The organism is Chromobacterium sp. ATCC 53434 (genome assembly GCF_002848345.1).
Lineage (GTDB): Bacteria > Pseudomonadota > Gammaproteobacteria > Burkholderiales > Chromobacteriaceae > Chromobacterium.
The window spans coordinates 1,467,166-1,493,113 of the sequence record NZ_CP025429.1 but is presented as its reverse complement, the minus strand read 5'-3'; the positions used below and the strand labels follow the sequence as shown (position 1 = coordinate 1,493,113).

At 56.3% G+C, this 25,948-nt stretch carries 22 protein-coding genes; 8 read left to right on the top strand and 14 right to left on the bottom strand.

Features of this window, described 5'->3' with window-relative positions; genetic code table 11:
* Positions 1-54: 54 nt before the first annotated feature.
* The 11 genes from flgL to flgB are packed head-to-tail and all read right to left on the bottom strand — an operon-like array spanning position 55 to position 10,145.
* Entirely contained in the window at positions 55-981 is a 927-nt protein-coding gene (gene flgL, locus CXB49_RS07145; RefSeq protein WP_101707749.1) for a flagellar hook-associated protein FlgL, read from the bottom strand.
* Between the two features lie 30 nt (positions 982-1,011).
* Positions 1,012-2,799, bottom strand: coding sequence for a flagellar hook-associated protein FlgK (gene flgK, locus CXB49_RS07140; protein ID WP_101707748.1), 1,788 nt, complete (start codon positions 2,797-2,799; stop codon positions 1,012-1,014).
* Positions 2,800-2,847: 48 nt separating this feature from the next.
* A complete protein-coding gene (flgJ, locus tag CXB49_RS07135) occupies positions 2,848-3,807 on the bottom strand; it encodes a flagellar assembly peptidoglycan hydrolase FlgJ (protein WP_101707747.1) in 960 nt (319 codons plus the stop codon).
* A gap of 43 nt (positions 3,808-3,850) precedes the next feature.
* A complete protein-coding gene (locus CXB49_RS07130; RefSeq protein WP_101707746.1) occupies positions 3,851-4,951 on the bottom strand; it encodes a flagellar basal body P-ring protein FlgI in 1,101 nt (366 codons plus the stop codon).
* Between the two features lie 22 nt (positions 4,952-4,973).
* Positions 4,974-5,657, bottom strand: a complete 684-nt coding sequence (locus tag CXB49_RS07125; RefSeq protein ID WP_101707745.1) for a flagellar basal body L-ring protein FlgH — start codon at positions 5,655-5,657, stop codon at positions 4,974-4,976.
* 55 nt (positions 5,658-5,712) lie between these two features.
* A complete protein-coding gene (flgG, locus tag CXB49_RS07120) occupies positions 5,713-6,495 on the bottom strand; it encodes a flagellar basal-body rod protein FlgG (RefSeq protein ID WP_101707744.1) in 783 nt (260 codons plus the stop codon).
* Between the two features lie 36 nt (positions 6,496-6,531).
* A complete protein-coding gene (locus CXB49_RS07115) occupies positions 6,532-7,272 on the bottom strand; it encodes a flagellar basal body rod protein FlgF (protein ID WP_101707743.1) in 741 nt (246 codons plus the stop codon).
* 22 nt (positions 7,273-7,294) lie between these two features.
* A complete protein-coding gene (gene flgE / locus CXB49_RS07110; RefSeq protein ID WP_101707742.1) occupies positions 7,295-8,539 on the bottom strand; it encodes a flagellar hook protein FlgE in 1,245 nt (414 codons plus the stop codon).
* Positions 8,540-8,581: 42 nt separating this feature from the next.
* Positions 8,582-9,295: a flagellar hook assembly protein FlgD gene (locus CXB49_RS07105; protein WP_101707741.1), complete on the bottom strand. Its 714-nt coding sequence runs from the start codon at positions 9,293-9,295 to the stop codon at positions 8,582-8,584.
* A gap of 25 nt (positions 9,296-9,320) precedes the next feature.
* Complete coding sequence (flgC, locus tag CXB49_RS07100) at positions 9,321-9,731, bottom strand: flagellar basal body rod protein FlgC (RefSeq protein WP_101707740.1); 411 nt, start codon at positions 9,729-9,731, stop codon at positions 9,321-9,323.
* Between the two features lie 3 nt (positions 9,732-9,734).
* Positions 9,735-10,145 (bottom strand): flagellar basal body rod protein FlgB, encoded by a 411-nt coding sequence (flgB, locus tag CXB49_RS07095; RefSeq protein WP_101710642.1) that lies wholly within the window; start codon positions 10,143-10,145, stop codon positions 9,735-9,737.
* Between flgB and CXB49_RS23285 the strand changes: the two genes are divergently transcribed.
* Positions 10,144-10,353, top strand: a complete 210-nt coding sequence (locus CXB49_RS23285; protein ID WP_158300653.1) for a hypothetical protein — start codon at positions 10,144-10,146, stop codon at positions 10,351-10,353. The two genes, flgB and CXB49_RS23285, sit on opposite strands and share 2 nt — an antisense overlap.
* 47 nt (positions 10,354-10,400) lie before the next feature.
* Positions 10,401-11,198 carry a response regulator gene (locus tag CXB49_RS07090; protein ID WP_233492971.1) on the top strand — a complete coding sequence of 266 codons (798 nt, stop codon included), beginning with the start codon at positions 10,401-10,403 and terminating at the stop codon, positions 11,196-11,198.
* A gap of 19 nt (positions 11,199-11,217) precedes the next feature.
* On the opposite strand, the gene CXB49_RS07085 is transcribed toward CXB49_RS07090, so the two are convergent.
* Both CXB49_RS07085 and CXB49_RS07080 read right to left on the bottom strand, forming a co-directional pair.
* Complete coding sequence (locus CXB49_RS07085; RefSeq protein WP_101707739.1) at positions 11,218-12,039, bottom strand: hypothetical protein; 822 nt, start codon at positions 12,037-12,039, stop codon at positions 11,218-11,220.
* 61 nt (positions 12,040-12,100) lie between these two features.
* Positions 12,101-13,177, bottom strand: coding sequence for an EAL domain-containing protein (locus CXB49_RS07080; protein WP_233492970.1), 1,077 nt, complete (start codon positions 13,175-13,177; stop codon positions 12,101-12,103).
* Between the two features lie 450 nt (positions 13,178-13,627).
* Here CXB49_RS07080 and CXB49_RS07075 point away from each other — a divergent pair, with 450 nt between their 5' ends.
* From CXB49_RS07075 to CXB49_RS23275, 3 genes are all read left to right on the top strand, one after another.
* Positions 13,628-14,962, top strand: coding sequence for a DEAD/DEAH box helicase (locus CXB49_RS07075; protein ID WP_101707738.1), 1,335 nt, complete (start codon positions 13,628-13,630; stop codon positions 14,960-14,962).
* Between the two features lie 670 nt (positions 14,963-15,632).
* Entirely contained in the window at positions 15,633-17,696 is a 2,064-nt protein-coding gene (locus tag CXB49_RS23280) for a hypothetical protein (protein WP_158300652.1), read from the top strand.
* 57 nt (positions 17,697-17,753) lie between these two features.
* Positions 17,754-18,707: a hypothetical protein gene (locus tag CXB49_RS23275; RefSeq protein WP_158300651.1), complete on the top strand. Its 954-nt coding sequence runs from the start codon at positions 17,754-17,756 to the stop codon at positions 18,705-18,707.
* Here the strand turns inward: CXB49_RS23275 and CXB49_RS07060 are convergent.
* Entirely contained in the window at positions 18,695-19,741 is a 1,047-nt protein-coding gene (locus CXB49_RS07060) for an IS630 family transposase (protein ID WP_101706528.1), read from the bottom strand. The genes CXB49_RS23275 and CXB49_RS07060 overlap by 13 nt on opposite strands.
* Positions 19,742-19,860: 119 nt before the next feature.
* On the opposite strand from CXB49_RS07060, the gene CXB49_RS23270 reads away from it, so the two are divergent.
* The 3 genes from CXB49_RS23270 to CXB49_RS23260 are packed head-to-tail and all read left to right on the top strand — an operon-like array spanning position 19,861 to position 25,946.
* Positions 19,861-21,150, top strand: a complete 1,290-nt coding sequence (locus tag CXB49_RS23270) for a hypothetical protein (RefSeq protein ID WP_158300650.1) — start codon at positions 19,861-19,863, stop codon at positions 21,148-21,150.
* A 50-nt stretch (positions 21,151-21,200) separates the two neighbouring features.
* Complete coding sequence (locus CXB49_RS23265) at positions 21,201-21,782, top strand: hypothetical protein (protein ID WP_158300649.1); 582 nt, start codon at positions 21,201-21,203, stop codon at positions 21,780-21,782.
* Between the two features lie 30 nt (positions 21,783-21,812).
* Complete coding sequence (locus CXB49_RS23260) at positions 21,813-25,946, top strand: hypothetical protein (protein ID WP_158300648.1); 4,134 nt, start codon at positions 21,813-21,815, stop codon at positions 25,944-25,946.
* The last annotated feature ends 2 nt before the right edge of the window (positions 25,947-25,948 follow it).

Sequence of the window (25,948 nt, the reverse complement as noted above, 5' to 3'; positions counted from 1 at the left end):
CCGGAAAACGAAACGGGCCGCGTCAGCGGCCCGTTGCTCATGCGCCGGCGGCGCTCAACTGGAGATGTAGTTGAACAGCGACAGCTGCGACACCTGGGCGTAGGTCTTCTGCGTGTATTGCAGCGAAGTCTGCGTCATCGTGAAATCCGAGATCGCCTTGGCCATGTCCAGGTTCTGCAAGTCGCCGATACTGGTGCTGTACTGCAGATTGAGGCTGCTGCTCATGCCCTGCAGATTGGCGTTCTCCTGCTCGCGCGCGCCGACCGAGGCCTGGCTGACCGACATCTGCTGAGTGGCCGAGGTGATCTGGTTGATGACGGTGTTCAGCTGGGTGGAATAATTGGCCGGCACCGGGTTCTGCCCCAGCAGATTGTACAGATTGACCAGCGAGTCGAAGGCGCCGGTCGCGCTGCCGCCCGGCGTGCCGAACACCGCGTTGCCCGGATCGGAGATCGTCATCGTGCGCGCAGAGCTGACCTGGACGCTGCGCTGGCCGTTGTCGCCGTTGTAAGTCACCGCCGGCGAGCCCGCCAGATTGACGGTGAACGGCGCCGTGGTCACCGCGTTGCCGCTGAACAGATAGTTGCCGTTGCCATCGGTGGAGTTGGCGTAGCCGGCCAACTCGTTGATGCCTTCCTGGACCGTCTTCTGGATCTGCTGCAACTGCACCGGGGACAGGCTGCCGTCGCCGGCCTGGATCGCCTGGCTCTTCATCGCGTTCATCAGATTGACGGAGCTGCTGAGCGTGGAGTCCGACAAGGACAGCCAGGACGACACCGCCTGGGTATTCTTCTGGTACTGGTTGTTCTGCCCGCTCGAGGTGTTCAACAACTCGATGCGCGCGGCGGCCACCGGATCGTCGGCCGGCGTGACCACCCGCTTCTGGTTGTCGATCTGCATGTTGACCTGCAGCAGCTGGGCCTGCAGATTCGACATATTGTTTACGCCGGACTGGTACAGAGTTGACGAACTGATGCGCATCGCCGCTCTCCTTCAAAATGACTATCCACGTCAGGACATGATGTTGAGAATGTTGGAAAAGGTGGACTGCGCGATCTGTATCACCTTGCTGCAGGCCTGATAGGACTGCTGATACTTGATCAGGTTCGCCGCCTCCAGGTCCAGGTTCACGGCGGACGCGTTGGAGTTGGCCGTGCTCGCCTGCTGCAAGGTGCTCGCCGCCGCCGTGTTCTGCAGGCTGGAAGTATTGGTCTGGTTGCCCACCGACGCCACCGTAGTCGAATAATAGGTCTGATACGACTGATTATTGACCAGGGCGATGTTCTGCTGGGCAGTCAGCTGGCGCAGATTGTTGCCGTCGCCCAGCGATTTCGTGCCGACCGTCGCCGGGCCGACGGTGAAGGTCTGACTGGCGCCCGGCGCGCCGGACAGCTGAAAGCCGATGCCGACATCCACCGGCGGCGTCGCCGTGGTCTGCAGCTTGTAGCTGTTCGGCAGCGACGGGTCCACCACCACATTGTACGGCCCGCCGCCGTTGGTGCCGGCGATGGTCGCGGTCATCGTCACCGGCGTCGTCGCCGACGCGGTGATGGTCATGCCGGTCAAGCCGGTGGATGGATGCTGGGCGACGGAATCCAGCACCGGCGGGGTCTTGTTGATATCGGTCTGGAACGTGCCGGGCAACGACGACCAGACGCCGCTCATCGTCACGCCGGTGCCGCCGGTGCCGCCGGTCGGCACCAGATTGGACGCCGTGGCGAGCTTGGTCGGATCCGACATCACCATCGCGAACTGGCCGGCGGCGTACTGCGGATTGCTGGCGTACGACGACAGATCCTGGAAGATCGGCGCGCCGGGCTGGCCGTTGTAATCCATGCCCAGCTGGTTCTGGTAATTCATCGCCGCCGAGAAATTGATCGCCAGCGTGCCCAACTGGTTCTGCGTCTGCACCAGCGCGTTGTCGCGGAAATTCAGCAGCGCGCCCAATTGGCCGCTGCCGAGCAGCGAGTCCGGCAGGACGGTCAGCGTATTGTTCGGATTGGTGAAGCCCACCTGCAGATTCGCCGGATTGCTCGGGTCGCTCTGCGTGGCCAGCTGGTTGACGGTGTTGCCGGTCACCAGGGTCTGGCCGCTGCCGATATAGACCGTGTACGAGCCGTCGCTCTGCTTGCTGACCGAGGTGCCGACCAACTGGTTCAGCTGCAGCACCGCCTGGTCGCGCTGGTCGAGCAGGCCGTTCGGCTGCTGCGTGTTCGGATTGCCGCCGGTCAGCGCGCCGATCTGCTGGTTCAGCGAGGCGATCTGGCTGGCCAGCGCGTTGATGCTCTTCACCGAAGTGGCGATCTGGCCGTTGGCGCCCTGCTGCATCTGCACCAGCTGCGAGTTCATCGACGTGATCTTGCTGGCCAGCGCCTGCCCCATGCTCAACACGTTCTGCCGGCTGGGCAGCGAGCCAGGCTGCTGCGTCAGCGTCTGCATCGCGCTGAAGAAATCCTGGATGGCCGGACTCGGACTCTGGGTGGAGTCGGCGATCATATTGTTGATCTGATTCAGCTGCTGGAACTGGGTGGTGTAATAGCTGCTATTGGTCTGCGCGTTCTGCAGCTGCCCCACCAGGAACTGGTTGTAGTTGCGCAGCACATTGGTCGCGTCGACCCCCTGGCCGAGGAAGCCGAAGCCGGCGTTCTGCGGCTGGCGGTCGGCCTGGGTGACGTACTGGGCGCTGTAGCCCGGCGTGTTGGAGTTGGCGATGTTGTTGCTGGTCACCGACAACGCATTCTGGGCGACGTTCAGACCGCTCAGGCCGATACCGAATATGTCCGCTCCGACGATTGACATGATTTGCCCTCTCTCACTCCGTTATCGGCCGCTGGCGCCCAAACTTGATCAGGACCTGGCCACTTGCTGCGCCAGGCTGGCCGCGACGTCCACCAGCTTGCGCGCGTAGCGCGGATCGGTGGCATAGCCGCCGCTCTGCAACCCCTGGGCGAAGCCGTACATGTTCTGCCCCTGGTTCAGCACATTGCGATAGCGCGACGAACCCTTGAGCACCTTGGCGTAATCGGAAAAGGCGTCGGCGTAGGAGTCGTAGGAACGGAAGGTTTCCATCCGCTTCTGCGCCACGCCGCCGCTGTATTCTGTCGTCATCACGGTGGCGGTCTTGCCCTGCCAGTCGGCGCCGGCCTTGATGCCGAACAGATTGTGGCTGTCCGAACCGTCGGCGTTGCGTATCGTGCGCTTGCCCCAGCCGCTCTCCAGCGCCGCGTGCGCCACCACGCATTCCGGCGCCACGCCCAGCGCCTGGGCCGCGCCGCGCGCGTGCGGCATCAGCCCGTTGACAAACGATTTGCCGCCGCCGGTCGACGCGACGGCGCCCGACGCCTGCGCGGCCGCGCCGGAAGCCGCCGCCTGCGCTTCCTGGTAGGCCTGCAGCACGCGGTGGCCGCCCATCGGCTGCGCCGACAACGCCGGACCATGGCTTTGCAGCGGCGCGCGCAGCTGGCTGTCGTCCGGCGTGAAACCGGACTGGCGCGCGATCTGGCGATAAATCATGTCGCCCAACCCGACGCCGCCTCGGGCGCACAGGCCCTGAACCAGCTGCTGGTCGGCCATGCCCTGGAAAGTGTCCATGCTGTTGGACTGTTCCGAATCGTCGAAATGGGTCGCCCGCATGCCCTTCAGCATGGTGTTCATCAGCAAGGCCTCGAACTGCGAGGCCGCCTCGCGCGCGGCGGACTGCGGATCCTTGTTGGCCTTGGCCTTCAATTTCTGCATGCTGACGGGGTCGATCGCCAGCTGATGGCTCATTGCATCCTGCGGCGCGACACCCTGAAACTTTGCGATCATATCTTGCTCCTCGGCGCTCTTAAAGCAATAAGCATGCCAAGAATCAGATAATTTGCAGGTCCGCCTTCAGCGAACCGGCCGACTTCATCGCCTGCAGAATCGAGATCAGATCCTGCGGCGTCGCGCCCAACGCGTTCAGCGCGTTGACCACCTGGGCCAGATTGGCGCCGCCCTTCAGCCCCACCACCTTGCCGCTGGTGCTGTTGATGGTGATGTCCGCCTGATTGGTGACCGTGGTCTTGCCGCCGGACAGCGCATTGGGCTGACTGACCTGCGGCGTGTTGTTGATCGTCACCGACAGATTGCCGTGCGACACCGCGCAGGCGCCCAGCGTAACCGCTTGATTCATCACGATGGAGCCGGTACGGGCGTTGATGATGACCAGCGGGGAAAGATCTGCCGGATCGACGGCAATATTTTCCATCCGCGACAGGAATTGCACCCGTTGATTGCTGTCGAACGGCGCCCTCACCTCGATCAGGCGGCCGTCGACCGCGCGCGCGGTGTCGGCGCCGAATACCCGGTTGATCGCCTGCACCGCGCGATTGGCGGTGGTGAAGTCGGCTTCCTGCAACTCCAGATGGATGAACTCGCCGTCGCCGAGCGCGGTCTGCACCTCGCGCTCGACGGTGGCGCCGGCCGGAATGCGGCCGACGCTCAGCTGGTTGATCTGGGTCGAGCTGCCGCCAGCCGAGGCGCCGGCGCCGCCGACCACCACATTGCCCTGCGCCATCGCGTAGATCTGGCCGTCGGCGCCCTTCAGCGGCGACAGCAGCAGCGTGCCGCCGCGCAGGCTCTTGGCGTCGCCGAACGACGAGGTGGTCACATCCAGCATCTGGCCGCGCTTCGCGAACGGCGGCAGCGTCGCGGTCAGCGTCACAGCCGCCACGTTCTTCGGGTCGATCTTGGTGCCCGGCGGCACCTGCACGCCAAGCTGATTCAACATATTGATCATCGCCTGGCCGGTGAACGGCGACGAGGTGACCTTGTCGCCACTGCCGTCCAGGCCGACCACCAGGCCGTAGCCTATCAACTGGTTGGGACGGACGCCGCCGATATTGGCGATGTCCTTCAAGCGCTGCGCCGACCATGCCGGCCATGCCGCGGCCAGCATCAGGCTGGCCAGCACAATCCATTTTTTCATCAAACGGCTCCCGCCGCCGCCATCAGATCGGCAGCAGCGACATAAAGAATTTCGACAGCCAGCCCGGCTCGTTGTAGAGCCGGTTGTTGCCCTTGGTCTGCTGCTCGACCCGCGCGTCCGCCAGCTTCAGCGAGGACACGCTGCGATCGGGCGCCACGTCGCGCGGATTGACCACGCCGGACAGCCGTATCGATTCGGTATCGCTGTTGATGCGCACCATCTTCTCGCCGCTGACCACCAGATTGCCATTGGCCAGCACGTCGATCACGGTGACGGTGATCGAGCTGATGAAGCTGGTCGCCACCTGGTTGTTGCCCTTGCCGGTGTTGTTGGCCGAGCCCGAGCTGTTGAAGTTGGTGCCGCCGAGGCCGCCGGCCAGCCCGCTGGGCAGGAACGGTATCTTGACGCCGGCGGTGATGTTGGACGTCAGCGCCGAGGTGCGGGTGTCGGTGGTCTGCTCCGACTGCGAGGTCGAAGAGTTCTCCTGGATGGTGATCTGCAGCGTGTCGCCGACCTGCACCGGCATCGCATCCTGGAACATCGGCCGGTAGCTGGCCGCCTGGAAGATCGAGCCGTTGGCGGCCAGGCCCACCGGCTTGGGCTGCGGTCGCGCCGTGGTCGGCCCCTGCACCAGCTGCGGCTCCTGCACCGCGCAGCCGGCCAGCAGCGCCGCCGCCATCGCCATCATCGCCAATCGGATCTTCATTGCCATGCTCCCGTCAAAACAGCCGCGCGGTCGTCGACCGCGCCATCTTGCCATCTTACATATTGCTCAGTTTTTGCAGCATCTGGTCCGCGGTGGTCACCGCGCGCGAGTTCATCTCGAACGAACGCTGGGCGGTGATCATATTGACCAGCTCCTCGGTGACGTTGACGTTGGACGTTTCCAGAAAGCCGGACTGGATGGAGCCGCGGCTGTCGGTCTGCGCGTTGCCGTCCTGCGGGTCGCCGGAGGCGGCGGTCTGCAGGTACAGATTGCTGCCCAGACTCTGCAGGCCCTGCGGATTGATGAAGGTGGTCAGCAGAATCGTGCCGGCGGTCTGCGGCGCCGTGGCGCCGGCCAGCGTGTACTGCACCACCCCGGCGGCGGAAACGGTGATCTGTTGCGCGGTGGCCGGGATGTTGATGTTCGGGTTCAGCGGCAGGCCGTCGGCGTTGACGACGTCGCCGTTGGCGTTGCGCTGGAATTCGCCGTTGCGGGTATAGGCGGTGGTGCCGTCCGGCTGCAGCACGCGGAAGAAGCCTTCGCCGTTGACTTCCAGGTCCAGCGGCTGCCCGGTCTGCTGCGGCACGCCCTGGGCGAAGATCCGCGTCGTCGCCACCGCGGCGGCGCCGGTGCCCAGCTGCAGGCCGGTCGGGTTGGCGTTGCCGTTGGCCAGCTGGCCGCCCGGCTGACGCAGCGTCTGGTAATACAGGTCCTCGAAGATGCCCCGGCCCCGCTTGAAGCCTACGGTGTTGACGTTGGCCAAGTTATTGGACACCACATCCAGTTGGAACTGGCTGGCATCCATGCCGGTCTTGGCGATATACAGTGCGCGCATCATGGCGGTTCTACCTTGTCTGTTCTTTCAGCGATGCCGTCAGTTCATCGACAGCAACTGCGCAGCCTGCTGGTCGTTCTGCTGCGAGGTCTGCATCATCTTGATATTCATTTCGTACTGGCGGCCGTGCGAAATCATCTGCACCAGCGCGTCCACCGAGTTGACGTTGGACGACTCCAGCGTCTCCGGCACCAGCTTGACGTCGGCGCTGGCCGGCAGCGTGCCGCCGCCGTTGACGTGGAACAACCGGTCCTCGCCCTTGTACACATCCTTGGGGCCGGGGTTGACCATCTTGATCTGCCCCACCAGCTGCGGCGCGCGATCGTTGCCGTTCTGCGGCACCGCCATCACCGAGCCGTCGTTGCCCAACTGCACCGCGGAGCCGGCCGGTACCGTGATCGGACCGCCATCGCCGAGAATCACCAGGCCGGTGCGGGTGCGCATCATGCCGTTGGCGTCCAGCACATAGCCGCCGTCGCGGGTGTAACCTTCCTGGCCGTCGGCGCCCTGCACCGCGAAGAAGCCCGGCGAGCCCAGCGCGAAGTCGGCCGGGTTGCCGGTGTGCTGCAGGCTGCCCTGGCTGGCGTCGAAGCCTATGGTGTTGTCCACCACATAGGTGCGCGTCGGCGCGCCGTCGCCCACCACCGGCAAGGCGCGGAACGCGGCCAGGTCGGCCTTGAAGCCGTTGGTGTTGACGTTGGCCAGATTGTTGGCGGTGGTGGCTTGCTGCCACATTTCATGCTTGGCGCCGGTCATCGCCAGAAACAGCACTCGATCCATGCTTCAGTCTCTATGTCGCAGATCAGATGTTGAGCAGGGTCTGGATCAACGTGTCCTGGGTCTTCACGGTCTGCGCGTTCGCCTGATAGTAGCGCTGCGCGGTGATCATGTTCACCAGTTCGTTGGTCAGGTTGACGTTGGAGTCCTCCACCTGGCCCGACGACAGCGTGCCGGTATTGCCGGCGCCCGGCGGGTTGATCGTGGGGCCACCGGAATTGCCGGTCTGCATCCACAGATTGCCGCCGATGTCCTGCAGGCCCTGCGGATTGACGAAGTTGGCCAACGCCACCTGGCCTATGGTCTTGGTCTGGCTGTTGGAGAAGCTGGCCTGGATCAGGCCGTTGCTCGAAATATTGATGCCCTGCAGCGTGCCGGGCGCCGAACCGTCCTGCGTGGTGGTCAGCGTGGCCGAGGTCTGGGCGATCTGCGTCGAGTTGGCGAAATTGACGTTGATCGTCTGCGGCACCGCGCCGCCGGTCAGCGGGGACGGCGTGAAGGTGATCGGCACCGGCGCAGTCGGGCTGGTCATCACACCGCTGGTATTGAAGCTCATCGTGAAACTGTTCGGATTCGGCGACGACACCGCGTTGCCGTCGACATAGGCGCTGACCGTCCAGGTGTTGCCGGTGGAGCTGGTGGCGCCGGCCGAATAGTAGAAGGTCAGCTGGTGCGAATTGCCGAGGCTGTCGTACACCGTCTGGTTATTGCTCCAGGTGTAGGAGTTGACGTCGGCCGGATTGTTGATCGGCGTGTCGACCGGCGGCTTCGAGGTCGAGTTCAGCTGCACCGCCAGACCCATCTTGCTGGTGGCCACCGGCGGCACCGAGGTGTTGGTCAGCTGCAGATTGCCGACCGGCCCCTGCGAGATATTGCCGGACGAGTTGGCGGTCCAGCCTTGCAGGTAGTTGCCGGAGGTGCTGACGATATAGCCCTGATTGTTGACCTGGAACTGGCCGTTGCGGCTGTAGGCCTGGGTGCCGTTGGGCAGGCCCATCATGAAGAAGCCGCTGTTGTTGATCGCCAAGTCAAGGCTGCGTCCAGTGGTCTCCAGATTGCCGCCGCCCATGTTCTGCGTCACGCCCTGCACCTGCACGCCGATGCCCGGCGTCGTGGCGGTGATGCCGTACAGGCTGTTGCCGTAGATGTCGGCGAACTCGGTGCGCGAGCTCTTGAAGCCGACCGTGTTGGCGTTGGCGATGTTGTTGCCTATGGTGTCCAGCTGCGTGGACGCGGCGTTCAGACCGCTCAAACCCTGTTGAAAACCCATGTTGCTACTCCTTGACTCAAGCTAGATTCACGACAGGGCGAATCAGGACATCTGCGCTACGCTGGACAACGGCACCGAACCGTTCGGCAAGACCAGCATCGGCACGCCGCTGGCCCAGCTCACCGCCTTCACCTGCTGCGTGTTGTAGGCGGTGGCGGTGGTGTTGCCGCCGGCGCTGGCCTGGGTCACCTTGACCTGGAAAGTGTAGTTGCCGGACGGCAGCGTCTTGCCATTGCCGTCGGTTCCATCCCAGTTGAAGGTGTTCAGGCCGGCGCCGGGGTTCGGCAGACTGATGGAGTCCACCACATTATTGTTCTTGTCCAGCACATTGATCTGCATCGAGGCGGCCGGACCGCTCAGCACGACGCCGGCCTGGGTGGTCTGGTTCGCGGCCGGGGACGGCAGCGAATTGCCGGCCACCATCACGTTCTTGCCTATCATCGACGACGCCATCAGCGACTGGGTGGAGTTCTGCGCGCTGACCAGTTGCTGCATGGTCTGGTTCAGCGTCTGCAGGCCGGACACCTGGCTGATCTGCGCCATCTGGCTGGTCATCTGGCTGTTGTCCATCGGATTCAGCGGATCCTGCGCGTTCAGCTGCGCGGTCAACAGCGTCAGAAAGTTGTTCTGCAGCGTCTGGGCGCTGGTGGCCGACGTGGAGCTGGAGGACGAGCCGTTGGGGGCCTGGACGCTGGACGCGCCGGGCACGGGCTGATTGTTCAGATTGCCGTAATTGAAAGCGGTAGCAGATGCCATGACCGTCGTCCTCCACTAGTTTGGTTTACTGGCCGAGCTGCAGCGTTTTTTGCAGCAGGCTCTTGGCGGTGTTCATCATTTCAACGTTGTTCTGGTAGGCGCGGGAGGCGGCGATCATGTCGGCCATCTCTTCCACCACGTTGACATTGGGCATAGTCACATAGCCACGCTCGTCGGCCAGCGGATTGCCCGGTTCGTACTTCAGCCGCGGCGGCGTCTGGTCTTCCACCACCGCGGTGACGCGCACGCCGGCCACCTGCGGCTGCGAGTTGTCCACCGGCGTCGCGGTGAACACCACGTGGCGGCCCTTGTACGGCTGGCCGGTGGAGCTGGTGGCGCTCTCGGCGTTGGCGATATTGCTGGCCACCACGTTGAGCCGCATCGACTGGGCCGACAGCGCCGAGCCGGAAATATTGAACAGATTCGACAGAGACACTTATTAGCTCCCGGAACCTTGAATCGCCGAATTCAGACTGCTGATGCGCTTGCCCAAGAAGGTCAGCGTGGTCTGGTATTGCAGGGCGTTGTCGGCGAAAGCGCCGCGCTCCACATCCATGTCCACCGTGTTGCCGTCCAGGCTGGGCTGCACCGCGCCACGATACTGCAACGGCGTCGCGCCCAAAGCGCCGCCGGCGTCCTTGTCCATGTGGCGCGGATCGGTCACCGTCATCGCCAGACGGCCCTGCTTGTCCTGCTGCGCCTGCAAGGCTGCCTTGAAATCGAAATCCACCGCCTTGTAATAAGGCGTTTCAGCGTTGGCGATATTGCTGCCGATCACTTCGGCCCGATAGGCCTGAAGATTCAGCGCGCGCTGCTGGAAATCGAAGTAGTGGGCAATCTTGTCTAACATGGGCATCTCCTTGGCGGACAACATAAGCACAAAGCGTGCCAGCTCGAAAAACCCTCGCAAATCGTTGTTTTTCAAGCACAGCGGAAAAAACTTCGCCAATGGCCGCGAACGCCGCCGCGCGCGGGCGGCAAAACTTGCCGCTCGCGGCCAAACATCGCGTCCGATGCCGTTCTCGCGCTTTTTCCTTGCCGCGGCGGCCATTTCGTGAAAAAAACGTCAATAATGCAATGAGGTCAAGAAGACGGGAGTGGAGCAATGCTGGCCCTGGACCAATTACTGATTGCACTGGCCGAGCCGTCGCCGGTGCAGGCGCAGATCATCACCAAGGCGCTGCAGGACCTGGGCGCGGCCCAGATAGAAGTCCATCCCGGCGGCGGAGAGCTGATAGAGCAGGCGCGGGAACGCCGCCCGAACTTGATCATCAGCGCCTACCACCTGCCCGACATGACCGGCAGCGAACTGGTGCGGGCGCTGCGCGACAGCGAGGATCTGTACGACCTGCCCTTCATCCTGATTTCCAGCGAAACCAATCCAGAACGGCTGGAAGCCATCCGCCAGGCGGGCAGCCTGGCCATCCTGCCCAAGCCATTCGACACGCCCCAGCTGGAACAGGCGCTGCAATCGGCGATGAGCCTGATCAACGGCGCCAGCCTGGGCGCGGAAGTGGACGCCGACATGTCGCTGATGAGCGTGCTCATCGTCGACGACAGCAGCACCTCGCGCCACCACATCCGCCAGGTGCTGGAACGGCTGGGCTTCGAGCATTTCTGCGAGGCGGCCAGCGGCGAGGCGGCGCTGCCTTATCTGGAGCAGGAGCCGTTCAAGCTGATCATCACCGACTACCACATGCCGGGCATGGACGGGCTGGACCTGGCGCGCCACATCCGCGCCAGCGGACTGCAGCCGGACACGCCGGTGCTGATGATCACCAGCGACAGCGAGCACGCCAACCAGGACGAGCTGGAGGACGCCGGCGTCGCCGCCTGCTGCCGCAAGCCTTTCGACGTCGACCAGATACGCCAGCTGATCCGGCAGCTGCTCAACGAATACTAGCGCGCCGCTGGTTCGCGACTCAGCGCGGCGCCACCCACACCAGGCGCGAGTGCCCGCCGCCGCCCGCCTGACGGCGCCAATAGCCCTGGCTCTCGTAGGCCGCGCCGGCGGCCAACTCGTCCACCCGGCAGAAGGTGATCTCGCCGAAACCGCCCTTCAGCAGCTGACTGCGCGCCTTCTGCCGCGTCTTGGCGCAGCTCGGATGCGCGGCGGCGGCCACCCACTCGGCCGGCGCCGACGCCTCCCACCCCCTGCTCAGCAACAACTTGGGCTGGGTCATCATCGCCAGGCCGTTGAGCACCGCAGCCAGCAAGCCGTGCCAATCGCCTCCGACCGCCGCCAGCTGCGGCGCCAATTCGCCCGGATACTCGACCCGCGCCAACTCCACCTGGTCGGCCGCCTGCAGCCAGTTGACGCCGTCGGGCGCGAAGCCCATGCGCACCAGCGTCAGCAACAGCGCGCGCCGCTCCGGCTGATGGACGACGAAGGCGCCGCCCTCGCCGGGCACATGCAGGAAAAAGGCGTCGGCCGGCAAGCTCAGCGCATCCGGCAGATTGGCCGGCTGCCGGGTATGCGCCAAGGCCTGCGCCAGCGCGTCGTCCAAGTGCGACACCACCCGCCCCCGGCACACGAAATGCCCCCAGGCCTCGGCCAGCGCCAATTCGCAGACGATGGTCGATTGCGGAATCTCGAACACCTGCGCCGCCCGCTCCAGCTCGCGCTTGATCGCGTCCTTCATCTGCGCCCTGGCCTCGGCCGGCTGAACCGCCTGGACGTAAAGTTGACCGATCCGCTTGGCCCACGGTCGGGTGGCGGCGTAGCGCTGCACGGCGTACTGCATTCCTGTGATCCTTTGGAAAACGAAAAAGGGCCGCATTGTAACAGCCTCGGCCCCGGGCGGCTCAATCGCCGGTTCGGCTGCCGCGCGCGCGTGGTCGCTGGGCGGCGTTGCGCCGCTCCTCGATGATCCCGGAGTACAGCCACTGGCGGAAATGATTGAGCGTCATCGGCTTGCCGAAATAAAAGCCCTGCAGCAGCTCGAAGCCCCTGGCGTTCAGATAGTTCTGCTGCCCCTGGGTCTCCACCCCCTTGACGATCACCCGGACGCCGATCTGGCCGGACGACAGCAGCAGGCCGTCCAGCACGTTGCCGCGCAGCGTCTCCCGCCCCAGCGCCGACACGAAGCCCTTTTCCACCTTCAGATAGTCGAAGCCCCAGCGCTGCAGATAGGCCTTGTCGGCGTGTCCGGCGCCGAAATCGTCCAACGCCAGCCTGACGCCCCGCGCGCGCAGGCGGCGCGCCCTATCCAGCGCGCCGGGCGTCTCCTGCAACGGGGTTCGTTCGGACAATTCCAGCACCAGCACCGCCCGCTTCTCGCCCAGCACCTCCAGCAGTTCGCAGCAATCGCCCTCCAGCTCGGGCCGCTCCAGATGCTCGCCGGCGATATTGATGCCGACCATGAAACCGGGCGGCAGCACCAATTGCCTGAGTTCGTCTGCCACACGTCGAAGCAGATAGCGCGTCAACGGCATGATCAGGCCGGCGTCCACCGCGATTGGAATGAACAGATCGGCCCGGACATTGCCCTGGACCGGATGGCGCCAGCGCGCCAGCACCTCGACGCCGACGCACTCGCCGCCGCCGGCGGTGACGATGGGCTGATAATGGGCGAAGAACTCCTGCAGGCGTATGCCCTCCAGAATCTCCCATTCGCTGGCATTGCGGACGCCGGCGCCGCGCAGCAGCCAGCCGGCCAGCATCGCGCCGAGCAGCAGGGCCAGCAACAGCGCCTCGACGCTCGGCAGCCCCTCGCGCCAGCTCCTTGGCCACCACGACGCGCCATCCGACAGCCACCAGCATTGCAACAGCAGCATCGCGGCGGCCGGCAGGCCGGTCGCGGCCATCATCGCCGCATACACCGCGGCGGGCCTGCGCCGCAATGCATGCAGCGACAAGCGCCGCGTCAGTTTGCTTGTCATCGAACGCCCGCTTCGTCCATTGCCACACCGCGCGGCCCCGCCGGCGCGGCTCATCATGCTCCAGTGTAGCGGCCGGCGATAGCCGGCGCAGCCCGCCCTGGGCGGGCTCGTGTTATTTTGCAAACCACCGCTGTCCAAGCTACAAACAATCAAATACTTATGCGTCCAGATTGTATAAAACTGTTGTCACGGGCCGGAAATTAACGTATAGTGCGGCCTCTTGTATTTTCACCGGGCAAATTCAAACCACGCCTCGCCCGAGTGAGTTCTTCATCGTCCCTGACCATTTTCAGGCTTCGTCCATGCAATGTCGTCGTTTTCATTCGACTGGACCGCTGTTCGCCGCTTGCCAGGTTAGTGCCGATGAGTTACGGCCAAAAGGCGCCGTATAACCGCCACGAAACCTGGCTTTAAGAGTGACGCCGGCCACAGCCGGCCTGAAAGGACATCATGACGTTCTCCGATCTGGGCATCGCCCCGACCATCCTGCGCGCGCTGGAAGCCGCCGGCTACCAAAACCCGACCTCGGTGCAAGCCGAAGCCGTGCCTGCCGCCATCGCCGGCCGCGACCTGCTGGTTTCCGCCCAGACCGGCAGCGGCAAGACCGCAGCCTTCCTGCTGCCGGCGCTGACCAAGCTGTCCGAGCGCTCCACCTTGCGCGGCAACGGTCCTCGCGTGCTGGTACTGTGCCCGACCCGCGAGCTGGCGCAGCAAGTTGAGAAAAACGCGCTGGAATACGGCAAGGACCTGCGCTGGATGAAGACCGCCTGCCTGGTCGGCGGTTCCTCCTTCGGCTACCAGATCCGCGCGCTGTCGCGCCCGATCGATCTGGTCGTGGCCACCCCGGGCCGCCTGATGGACCACATGCGCTCCGGCCGCATCGACTTCTCCCGCCTGGAAATGCTGGTGCTGGACGAAGCCGACCGCATGCTGGACATGGGCTTCATCGACGATATCGAAGCCATCGTCAAGGCTACCCCGGAAACCCGTCAGACCGTGCTGTTCTCCGCGACGCTGGACGGCATCGTCGGCCGCATGGCTGAAAAGATGACCCGCGATCCGCAGCGCATCGAGATCGCCCGCAGCGAAAGCTCCGGCGGCACCATCGAAGAGCACCTGCTGTACGCCGACGACCTGAACCACAAGCATCGCCTGCTGGACCACATCCTGAAGGAGTCCGGCTTCGACCAGTGCGTGATCTTCTCCGCGACCAAGGCTTACTCGGAAGAACTGGCCGACAAGCTGTCCGACCAGGGCTACTCCGCCGCCTGCCTGCACGGCGACATGCCGCAAAGCTGGCGCAACCGCACGCTGAACGATCTGCGCCGCGGCCGCATCAAGGTTCTGGTGGCCACCGACGTCGCCGCCCGCGGCATCGACGTGCCGACCATCACCCACGTGGTCAACTTCGACCTGCCGAAGCAGGCTGAAGATTACGTACACCGCATCGGCCGTACCGGCCGCGCCGGCCGCGATGGCACCGCCATCACGCTGGCCGAAGCCAAGGAATTCCACAAGGTACGCCGCATCGAGCAATACCTGAAGCGCCAGATCACCGAAGGCGTGATCGAAGGCATGGAACCGACCCGTCGCCCGCCGAAGGGCCCGCGCCGCACCGGCGGCAAGAGCGGTGGCTACGGCGACCGTCGCCACGGCAGCGGCAATGGCAACGGCAATAGTCGCGGCGGCTACGGCAACAACCGTCGCGAAGGCGGCTATCAAGGCCAACGCCGCGAAGGCGGCGGCTACCAGGGCAACCGCGGCCCGCGCAACAGCGCGCAATAATCGCAGTCGTTCCAAACAAAAAAACGGCGGGATATCCCCGCCGTTTTTTTTCGTCCCCGCCTAAGCCTGTTTACGCCCCTCGCCGACACTGAGCCCTCCCTCCCATTCGGCAATGCCCAGGCCCCGCCAACCGGGCACGGCGATAAACCATTCACAATGCAGTCCAGCATCCGCCGGCCCTCGCAATAGGCTCAGCAGCCTCTGTGGCATGCCGGTCCACGCCCAGCTGCGCCTTTCTCCGCTTACGCAAGCTCCGCCTGCCGCCATCCACCTCGCCGGATCAATCCATAGGCGGAGATGTCCGCAGGCCACCCGGCGGCAATTGGCCGGCCGCGGCTGGTGAACGCCAGTCACAACGTCTGCCCCCGCCCGCGGGGAGACGCCATCGCGCCTCCAAGCCATGCGCAACTAATCCATCACAGCATGGCCAGCAAAAGCACGCGCGACAGGTCGTCATTGCGCCGACCCTGTCGATGAGCATAAGAAATTCCCGAATTTCCATTGCGATGCCAGTTAAGTTTTTATTAAGAAATTAGTATCAATTTGCACTAAACACGGCGAGCACGATGTTGCACTCGAGGCAGCATGCCGGCATGGCCGGCACCACAAAAAATCAGCGAGAAGCCACATCAGGGTTTTGTTAGCCGCTCCAAATCGCAAGGAGAACACTATGCCTAATGTCCAAGCCCCATGGCCTGTTGAAAATGCATCCGCGGCGACTCTGAAAATTCTTGATGCCTCATCCCCGTCCTCCTCGGCTGGCAATGAAGAAGAGGATGATGAGTCGCTGTATCAAGCAAAAAACTTGCAATATCTAGAAACACGAAGCAACTTTGCGTTAAAGCCGAACACAAACGAAACACTCAATATCGATTATGAAGCGGAGAAAGACTGGGATCTTATCTTTGCTCAGCAAGCCGATCTGTTTCCTGTCGCAGTAAAGGAACTGGACTTCAACACAGAAACCGGAAAATACGAAAAGTCCACCATACCCAAAGATGCGCTCGAACAGACCATGTTGGCGCTCAAATATCTGAAGCAAGTCTGGGCGGATCCCACCACCAAAATATCCACCACCTTCAATCAAGTTTTGTTAAAAACCATGCCCATTCTGAAGTGGGACAAGGTAAACAATCTCATCATCAGCTACATCAACAACACACTCGGAATTGATGAGAAGGATCAAACAGGTAACAAAGCCGCACAAACGCTGAAAAGCCTTGTCTCGTTTGCTGTGGTAGCCAGTTATATCAATCGCTTCCCCAATGCGCTCTTGCAAGGCGCCGATCAAACATACTACGTATACGACGCCGGCGACAGCGAACTCAAGCAAGCCATCAAGCCTCCACTTCAAGTCGTGGCAAAAATTAAAATTACTCCGCCGAAAACTGGAGAAATTCCGCAAGGGGAGACCGAAAATGGCGGATACAAAGTTCAATTCGTTCAGACTGGACATGATCCTATAGACTTGCTTTATAAAGATGGAATATTCACCAATAGCTCCGGCAAGATAAAACTGAAGCCGGCATGGCTAAAACGTAAAATCATTTATAAAGACTTGAACACATTGACGAAAAATGATGCCAGCCCGGAAAGCGTCATCACCATTTTTATTGGAGAATATCTCAATCGAGGCGCGCTAGGCATTCCGGATCAAATAAAAACCGCCGAAAATAGTGAAAAGCCAGACCCTAATAATCCTATTATCACCACAAAAGAAAAAATAGCAACGCCAGACGACGCTCAATGGAAAACCAAGGTAGGTTTTGCATTTATAGGCGTGTTGGTAACAGCGGCAAGCGTAATGGGATGGTGCCTCATCCGCAGATATTCATGCTGCAAAAAATTAAACAGGCAATTCCCCAGACTAAGGGGATCATTCTTCAACAACAATGATGCCGAGCGAGTCCCTTTAGATGATGAATCTATCGAAATCGATCTGGATACCGAGATCAACACCGCTGACAGCGATGCCACAAGACTGATAACAGCAGAAGCCAAAAAAGAAGCAGGGCTGAGCAGCTTCATTGACACTCTAAAAATAAAAACTGGATATAACTTCATAAAAAGACTGATCACACCAACCAGTCAACTGCTGCCAGAGATAGAAATATTTCAAGAACCCACCTCGCTAGAAAATCATGTAGATGTTCTGAAGAATTATATAGGCTCAGAGGCTGCCAAAGCTTTCAAGGTGAATTACATCTTGTATAGCACTGGTAAGAAAATAGAACTATCGGTAAAAAAATCAAATACGCTTATTTTAAAAGCAAATCAACAAATAATAAGCTTGGAAGGCATGCTGGCAGGGACAGGATCAAGCTCAGAAATCGGCAACATCATTACAAAATACCATGATGATATAGCCGAGATATCAAACACAAATGCAGAAGGTTTTTCAATAAAAGAAGAACTCATAAAAATAGTCAGCAATTTCAACAATTCTGGGCAGTCTTCAAATATTTTCCTAGCTGAAAATAAAAGAATATTTTCCCAGCTGATTGATCGTGCCAGCAATTACATCGTCAGTTCTCAAACACACATCAAGGAATTCAACCGCAGCTTTCAAGCCTTGAATGATGCCGCCATCGCATCCAGCTCTTCAAGCTCGGACTATCCTGACTACAAAGTCTTAACACTCAATATCTCGGAAGAGATCATTGAATTGGAAAAGCGCATTGGCGACGCACAAGAAAATCTGAAGGAAATGGCCGAAGACTCAATCAAAGACTGAGCAACAACCATCTGTCCAATGTAACCTGCCCCGCTTCGCTAGAGAAAGCATACCATCATGAAAGCAGATCCTGATTTTGATATTGTGGCAAAACAGGTTCAAACCGATTTCAATAAAATTATTGACAATATTGCTGACACCGCCAAAAAGCAAGGCGTCCCCTCTTCAACAGTAGAGACATCGTTGCCTCAGATAAAAGCCTCATTTGCCCAAAAAATAAGCATGCTGCCTAAAAATAAATATTTCACAGGGAAATTAAAGGGGATAGGCCATACCTTCGCCACCCTGCTGAGCTTTGGCGGCATAGCCGGCAGTCAAGTCATCAATTCGAAAGGAGAATTTGACAGCATTGGCTTGCTAAAAAACATGGGGGAAACCCTGGCTATAGCAATCGCATCAGAGGTCCCCTTTATTGGCCCGGTAGCCGGTGGCGTGTTATCGATAATATTTCAGGTAATGAATACTAGCGATCAAAAAAGTCAGCTTGAAGGAATCACTAAACTCATTGACGCAAAAATATCAAAAAATGATCTAGAGCTCATAATTTCAAAAAGAAATGATCTGGCAGACAAATACAATTCCTTTATTAACAAAGGGTTAACAATTGAAAAAGAGCTGGCCGATGTGCCAGGAATCAAAAACCACATATTGCTAACTCAAGAATACATATCACTATTCACCGAAATTGGAACGTATGATTTTAGTTTCTGCATTATTGGCGACAATTGTGGATGGATGGCACTGGCCATTTATGCAGACATGTGTCATTACAGGCTAAGCGCCTATCATTCGATGCTGACGACGAAAGCACTGGTAGAAAATCACTCAGCCTTTATAAAAACAAATGAAGATGATGCCGATAAGTTCATCAAGTCCACGCATCAAAAGCTCTTGGAGAGAGTCAAGGCGCTTATCAAAAAAGATGGTGGCAGCTGGGATAGTTATCATCAGGCCATTCAAACGCTATTAATCCGGCAGTCAAATACCGTACAGAAAGCTCATGCCGCGTAGCGGATTTTTTCATGCCGGAAGTACGACCGGATTCTGGCCGGCTGCTTCTGCAATGAGCGTAAATGGGACAGCACTTTCCCTTGAAGTTGACCGTCTGATCGAACCGGCTCACCTGCGCTCATTCTGGCCTTCAGGTCGCCGTTCAAGTATTCATCCGGGTTCAGTTCCGGTGAGTAGCTGGGCAGGAAGAACAACTCAATCGCCTTCTTGTTCTCTTCCTCCTCCAACCATGCTTGCACCAGCTTGCTGTGATGCACGCGCAAGTTGTCGAGGATCAAGAACACCTTCTTGCCGCCAGCATCACGGATCAGCCGCATCAGAAACTTGATCAGCACCCGGGCCGTCAAGGTCTCCCGGTACAGCATGAAGCGCATCTTGCCTTGGTTGGTAATGGCCGAAATCAAGTTGATGCGCGCTCTTTTCGATTGGGATAACACCAGAACTGGGGTTTGGCCTTTTGGGGCGTAGCCACGCGGAAAGTGCTCAACACTCGACACCGCCGATTCGTCGCCCCAGCTGATTTCAGCCATTTCCGCTTTGGCACGCGCGACGATAGCCGGGTATTCCTCCTTGAGCCATTTCTCGACTGCTGCCGGTCGCTGCTCATAAGCGCGTTTGAGCGGGCGCTGCGGCGTAAAGCCCCAGCGGGCCAAGTACAGACGGACAGTACGGATCGGCAGATCGATCAGAAACATCTGCTTGATTACAGCCTTGACCGCCTGAGCACTCCACAGGGCAAACCTCAGCTTCATCTGGTCTGGCGTGCGATCCACGATGTCCTGCTTGATCCGGGCTTCCTGCGCCTCGGTCAGCCGACGGCCGGTGCCTTCGGCGCGACCGCGCTTCTGTTCTTTGAATCCCTGCGCACCTAGTGCTGCCTCACGCACCACCCAGGCGGAAATGGTGGGGCGGCGCAGCCCGAGTTCTTCGGCAATACTGGCTTGAGACCGGCCTCGCTTGTACATCCGGATAGCGGTACGCCTCAGCTGCTCACGGGCGGCCAGTTCAAGCTTGCGCACATCGATTTTTTCCATGCCGGAAGTATACAATCTGTACGGATTATTACTGCCGAATTAATAGTAGCTATGCATTACTGGACTATATTCTTCAGTTCAGCATTGAATATCAAAATGGATTCGGTTCACGTCATGTTTTGGAATATAAAAAAGCCGACAAATTAAAAACATCGATTTATTGCTATGTACTCAGCACAGAAAATGTGCATGCTCCTTTTAAAAACCCAAACAAAAGAACTTTTTATTTAGATCCGAAAATAAATGATTCATATCAGCAAAACTACACATTCCCAAGCAACGGGGTAACTTGTGCAAGCGCGATCAGCTTTCAGCATGGCATAGGCTCGATTGATCTGGGATTTGAAGCCATCAAGGTGGGAAGCAATGAAGATGAAGATACATACGAAAAAAGAAAGACCAGTTATAGAGCAGGTGCGTATCGGCACTACAAAACCTTTTATCTGGATGATGAGTTAAAAGCAGAAACTGATAATTGGGCCGATAGAACCAGTATCAGCCTACATGGAAATGATAACAATGGCTTAAGCAATTTCTTTTTTCCCGGGCTATTCGATTTCAATGGTGATGCAGGGAAAACATATAACGACGCAGCCGATGCCCTGAAAAACAAAGATAGCCTGAAAATTGGCGGCCTGGTCATGCGGGATCGGTCCTCCTACGCCCATCAAATTATCAATAGCACAGACGCCACTTTCACATTGGACGCCTTCTGCGGCCTGGTGGAAGAAGCATTGCAAGTCGACCCACACCAGATCCCCCACCACAGCGACCCTCTCCTCGGCCTGAAGATTATCTCCACCGGTAAGCGCATCGATCTCACATTCAAGCAACAATCGACCAAGCGCACGCTTTGGACAGCCAAACTGATTGCCAGCGCCATTGACCAGATATCATCGACTCAGGGCTATTTCGCCCTTTGCGATGGTGGCAATACTGTGTCTATCGGTGGTCAGTCCATGGTGACCGGCTTACTATCACTCAGCACACATCCAGACAAACAAACAAGTTTCAGCTTCAAGGGTTTGTACGGCGATGAAAAAGTCGCCAACTTTTATATATATTATCTTGATCAGCCATTCAGCTTTCTTCCATTTGATGGAACTCAAGACGTAGTGCTTTCCATCTTCCATTTTCCTAGTGATGGCAGTGCCGAAGCACCATTTTTATTTGGCAACTTGACGATAGCGCCTTTAGAAAATGTCGCGTCCAAAACTTGCATTCGCTCAGTCTATTCAAATCCGAGCAAATCAGTTCAAAAGGGAAAGATGGCTATATTCACCCCAAATCAGAGTTTTATCATGGAAGATGTATTAAAAGGGGAAAAAGCCAATGTCCGCGCCATCTCCAGCAACCCATTCGACTTGTTTTTACCTGAGAATAATAATGTGCCCATACCGGTGCCGTAGACGCGATCTGCTCTGTTTTCGGTACCAGAGAAGATGGCAATGAAGATGGTATGCTCTTCGTATTCAGCGGCGGTGCTTATTTCAACTCCCCAGCGAAGGACAATCCGGACTTCCCCGGCATTCGAAGCACGCCTATCGCAGCAGGACAACCAATGAGCAATTGGTACGCTTGGGTCAATCAGTCACTCCGGCAATTTAAAATGCTTGGATTTGATTATATTGACGCGTCTTGCACGGTAGCCAGTAGCACACTGCTGATATCCGGATTGGAATGCTGCGTGATGGATTTACAAGAAGAAGTCATGATTCAGAAAAAACAGCAGACTCTATCACTATTTCCTCAGCTGAAAATCCAAGGATTTGACAAGACTATTGATGCCGTAGCCAATTTGGGTAGCTATCAATTTGGCTCAGATAAGAGCATAGATGCCTTGGTGGCAAGCAACTCACTTGACAGTGCTGACACTTATAACGGTTTTGAATTTTTGCTTTTTTTCTCAGATGAAGACATCACTCTGCTCTTACAAGACACCATTGGATTTAAAAATGGAATTACGATCTGGCCTACGCAGATAATTACAAAAAAATTTCCACAGATCAAAAAACTTATTCCAGAAACGAATAAACAGTAAGATGATACATATACATTATGGAGCATCAGAATGAATCGTTTTTTCACACCGATGAATCAAATCAACTGGCAAGCAAATGGGGTTGACCCGAGAACTCGTTTTTTTGCATACAATGTCTTAATTGGATCGGTAAACGCCAATCGCCTGCAAGGGCCTTTATTTGATATTGGAATACGATTCAATCAATTGAGCAATAAGGACTACGGCTTCGGCATAGGCTGGGAATTGACGTTAACTCAAATTGATGTCGAAGCCAAATGTTTGATCATGGCAGATGGTAAGCGCTATACCATGATTATACCCACCAGTGCGACATCAGACTCCCCAATTAGCAATATTGGCCTTAGCAACTACGCGGCCATGGAATTTTCTCTTGACCGCCTTTCCGACCGTAGCTATCGCTTATTATATAAAAATGGGATCGAAGAATACCTGGACAGTAAAGGCCGGCTAGAGCGAGTACAAATGCCAACCGGGCGAATGGTTAATTTAACCTGGGTAAACAATACCAACCCGGGCCTGTTAAGTTATATTGAGGATGCGACTGTACGTCTAGTTTCTTTTGATTATAGCGATCCTAAATCAATAAAAATCACAAGAAAAAACTCAGCAGGCGTACAATTCATCGACGAATGCACAATTAATGAAGAAAATCAATTAAGCAGTATTAGTCTTACGGAAGAAAAAACGGAATTTCAACGATACCGGTTCGAATATCTGAAAGACAGTAATGAATACTGCCGTATCAGCTTGGTATCGTCACCGGAACGATATAATGAAGAACTCCGGATCACCTACCAAACGCAAAACAGTCTGGGTACAAACCTGTACTTGGTTCAATCAGTTGACCAAAGAATAGACAGCGAGACCGTCAGAACCACCGGATACTCCAGCCCTAGCGGAAGTTTTTTCAGCCCATCGAATATTACGCTGCACGACACCGGCAGAACACGGATTACCGGCTATGAAACCGAAACCAAGCTAAATGACGTAAAAATCGTCAAACGGCAATACAATTTAGCACATCAGTTACTGATCGAGGTGGAAGGTGAAGATAATGCCGACAAACCACTGAGCAGTCTTTGCCGTGTGATCATCTATCAGTACGATAATACTTGGCTTCCCTTTAACCCCACCAGCATTTCAAGATTCGAGTATGTAAATGGTTCGATCTATACGGGATCCAGCACCACAACGCACTACGACAGATACGGTAATATCACTTACAGTATCGATGAAAAAGGTTTGAAAAAATCCAGCACCTTTGAACAGCCAAGCATGAATGGTGATGATATTTTTTCCAAACACCTGGTAGAAGAGCGTATTTCCAGCGTCAATACCCCTCAAAACACATTAGCCGAATATTATTTCAATCGCGTGCAAGTACAGCGCTACACCTATCATGAACTTAGCGTGCCCAATAGTAATAAAAAAATCAAACTGGTCAAAGACATCAGTAATAAAGTTTACACTGACAATACACTGAAGACGATTGACAACGATCAGAAATTTTCTAAAACAGTCTTCTCCTATCATAGCAGTGGTGATTTCTTTGCCTGCCTTGCTAGCTGCATTGAATACATGGATGTTAAATCAGAAAATGGACCACCTGAAAATGGCAAAGTCATAAATTATAGCTATCGTATAAATGAAGCAACTACGTCAGTAATCTGCCAAGAATTCAATAGCGATGGTAATATTTTAAAAGTCACGGCCAACAATATTTTCACCGGCGCGCTGGACTATGAAGTGGATGAGAATAGCGCCAAAACTAACTATCAGTATGACTCCTTAGGCCGTTTGATAAGCAAAGAGCTTAGAGCCGGCACCCCTCACTCAGCCACTGAAACTTATTCTTATGCTTTAGACGCCGTGACTAGCCGGCAATGGAATGGCATTGCTCTCCGAAGAAAATTTAATCAGCTTGGTCTGATGATTGAAGAATATGTCACAACACCCGGCTCTTCCTCTCAAACCAGGTTGCTATCCAAAATAGAGTATAACGCTTTGTGCCAAGTCGCTAGCGAGGAGAAGTTCGACTATCCGGCGACAGTCGCATCGACCAGCCTGCCACTCCTCCATAGCAAGACCGAATACCATTATGATGTTTATGGTGAATTACTATCCATAACGATCAAGAACGATGACTTTCTACACAGTAAAACTCTGATCACCAGAGAAATTCCCTATAAAGTAACACGTATTGAAAATCAGCCTGAAAACACGGTGATGCGAGAAGAGATAGATATTGAAAATGCCGTAACTCGCAAGATACTCTGCATGAAAGACAACAACAATACTCCACTATGGTCCGAATATATCTATTATGACAGCTTGAACAGACCGGCTCATGTAAAGGACTCTATCGGCAATATTAAGAAAATCAGATATGATAATTATGGCAGGATTATAGAAAAGGATGGCGGCCCGACTTGGGGAATAGAAAAAATAAGATATGCACCAACTGGTGGCGAGCTAATAGAAGAAACGACAATTAATGATAAGACGGTTCTCATCAACAAGTTTGATAGCATTTTCAGGAAAAAATATGACTATCGCCTAGGCGTTTTAACCAAATACACCTATGACTCCTCGGTCTCAGCGCTGCAGCCTGCCAGCCAAAAAACATTCGAATACCTTGGCAGTGATTTAAATCAAGCCAGAGCAGATGACACCACCCCACAAACAGCCTACACCTATTATTCCCACCTAAACAAACTACATACCAAATCGATATACACTCAAGAAAAAGGAGAAGCTGAAACCTATACCTATGCTTACAACCAAGATGGCAACCTGCTTTTAGCAACGACCAACACCAGTTTAGCTTCTAGCTATGATTACGACTTCTTTGGTCATGTGAAAACAGAAAAAACGGCCACACCCTTTCATGACTCCAACATCAGCCACTCTTGGTCTATCGATGGCAGAATATTGACAACCATCTTCCAGACCCAGCTTTCCAAAGTTAGCAATAAAGATTCCCAATACCTGGAATCATATGACTATAAGCAAGGTAATTTAGCCAAAGCCACGGCGACGATTGAGGGAATTGAACGAGCCTCCCTACAATATACAAGAAGTGGCGGAAAGGAAGATAATACCTATTCTAAGCTGGACGAGATTACCTATCAAGTCATGCTGGACAATCAAACCAGACATGAAATAAAGAAAACTATAAGCTACGATGCACAGTCTAGACAAAATGGTTGCGTCTATACCTTAACTCGTCCAAGCAAAACCAATGCCCAGCTTGCAGCCCTGCGCTGGGAATGGGATGAAGCGAATAGAATCAAGAGCTTTTCTTATCAGCTATCGGACCAGCCCGAGCACAGCGAAATATTCCATTACGATGGGAAAAGTCAGCTGAGAAAATGGGTTTGCTCAGGCGAAGACCATCTGGGAAGAGATGAATATAACAATGAGTTGAGAGAAATTAGCTATGACTACGATGCACTTGGCAATTTGCGAAGCATCACTTCGAAATTTCGTCACGCTCCCTTGGTTTGCACCGCCAGCTATGCATATAGCAAAAAAAGCGGCCGCTTGGAAATCATTCATCGCAGTTCGGTGCCAAACGGTGCCCCCAAAGCCACAACTTACACATACGACAAATATTCTGGAAATATAAAACAGATCTTGATGCACAGCCTGCAAGGTGGCTTCAAATGCGTTTTGTATGAGTACAAGAACAATGTCGCCATCAATGATATCAGTGTTTCCCTTCCCAACACTAGCGAGTCCCCGGTTTCCTTAAGCAAGGAGGCGAAATTTTATTCCTATGACGCGGAGGAGCGCTTGATTCAAACCAAAGATGGCTCGGGCTTCGCCGCATCAATCAACAGAATATTCGATCAACCGAATACGCGTACAATCAATCGCTTTTCCTGCAGTGAAACTATTTCAACCACTTATTACTCATCAACAGATGATAAATCTCTCGATGGCGAAATGATATTTTTCAAAGTGGATGACAGGCTGGAACTCGCATTTACGCTTGCCGCCGATCACTCGGTAAGCTCGAAACTCTACCTCAACATGCCGGATGGAACACCAGTGGCCACCATCGGCCAATTGGATGCCAGCAATTTTAGCATTGAGCGCTACACCCGCAATCCCAGCGGTCAGATTCTGGTCGAAGGCATGCTGACTCTGGCTCTTTGATT

What these genes read in the sequence shown, in the direction of transcription:
- CXB49_RS07080 (WP_233492970.1), bottom strand. Translation starts at nt 13,177, where the DNA reads ATGACAAGCAAACTGACGCGGCGCTTGTCGCTGCATGCATTGCGGCGC.
- flgG (WP_101707744.1), bottom strand. Translation starts at nt 6,495, where the DNA reads ATGATGCGCGCACTGTATATCGCCAAGACCGGCATGGATGCCAGCCAG.
- flgE (WP_101707742.1), bottom strand. Translation starts at nt 8,539, where the DNA reads ATGGGTTTTCAACAGGGTTTGAGCGGTCTGAACGCCGCGTCCACGCAG.
- CXB49_RS07090 (WP_233492971.1), top strand. Translation starts at nt 10,401, where the DNA reads ATGCTGGCCCTGGACCAATTACTGATTGCACTGGCCGAGCCGTCGCCG.
- CXB49_RS23265 (WP_158300649.1), top strand. Translation starts at nt 21,201, where the DNA reads ATGCTCTTCGTATTCAGCGGCGGTGCTTATTTCAACTCCCCAGCGAAG.
- CXB49_RS07085 (WP_101707739.1), bottom strand. Translation starts at nt 12,039, where the DNA reads ATGCAGTACGCCGTGCAGCGCTACGCCGCCACCCGACCGTGGGCCAAG.
- flgK (WP_101707748.1), bottom strand. Translation starts at nt 2,799, where the DNA reads ATGTCAATCGTCGGAGCGGACATATTCGGTATCGGCCTGAGCGGTCTG.
- CXB49_RS23280 (WP_158300652.1), top strand. Translation starts at nt 15,633, where the DNA reads ATGCCTAATGTCCAAGCCCCATGGCCTGTTGAAAATGCATCCGCGGCG.
- CXB49_RS23275 (WP_158300651.1), top strand. Translation starts at nt 17,754, where the DNA reads ATGAAAGCAGATCCTGATTTTGATATTGTGGCAAAACAGGTTCAAACC.
- CXB49_RS07060 (WP_101706528.1), bottom strand. Translation starts at nt 19,741, where the DNA reads ATGGAAAAAATCGATGTGCGCAAGCTTGAACTGGCCGCCCGTGAGCAG.
- flgL (WP_101707749.1), bottom strand. Translation starts at nt 981, where the DNA reads ATGCGCATCAGTTCGTCAACTCTGTACCAGTCCGGCGTAAACAATATG.
- CXB49_RS07125 (WP_101707745.1), bottom strand. Translation starts at nt 5,657, where the DNA reads ATGAAGATCCGATTGGCGATGATGGCGATGGCGGCGGCGCTGCTGGCC.
- CXB49_RS23285 (WP_158300653.1), top strand. Translation starts at nt 10,144, where the DNA reads ATGGGCATCTCCTTGGCGGACAACATAAGCACAAAGCGTGCCAGCTCG.
- CXB49_RS07105 (WP_101707741.1), bottom strand. Translation starts at nt 9,295, where the DNA reads ATGGCATCTGCTACCGCTTTCAATTACGGCAATCTGAACAATCAGCCC.
- CXB49_RS07075 (WP_101707738.1), top strand. Translation starts at nt 13,628, where the DNA reads ATGACGTTCTCCGATCTGGGCATCGCCCCGACCATCCTGCGCGCGCTG.
- CXB49_RS07130 (WP_101707746.1), bottom strand. Translation starts at nt 4,951, where the DNA reads ATGAAAAAATGGATTGTGCTGGCCAGCCTGATGCTGGCCGCGGCATGG.
- CXB49_RS07115 (WP_101707743.1), bottom strand. Translation starts at nt 7,272, where the DNA reads ATGGATCGAGTGCTGTTTCTGGCGATGACCGGCGCCAAGCATGAAATG.
- flgJ (WP_101707747.1), bottom strand. Translation starts at nt 3,807, where the DNA reads ATGATCGCAAAGTTTCAGGGTGTCGCGCCGCAGGATGCAATGAGCCAT.
- flgB (WP_101710642.1), bottom strand. Translation starts at nt 10,145, where the DNA reads ATGTTAGACAAGATTGCCCACTACTTCGATTTCCAGCAGCGCGCGCTG.
- CXB49_RS23260 (WP_158300648.1), top strand. Translation starts at nt 21,813, where the DNA reads ATGAATCGTTTTTTCACACCGATGAATCAAATCAACTGGCAAGCAAAT.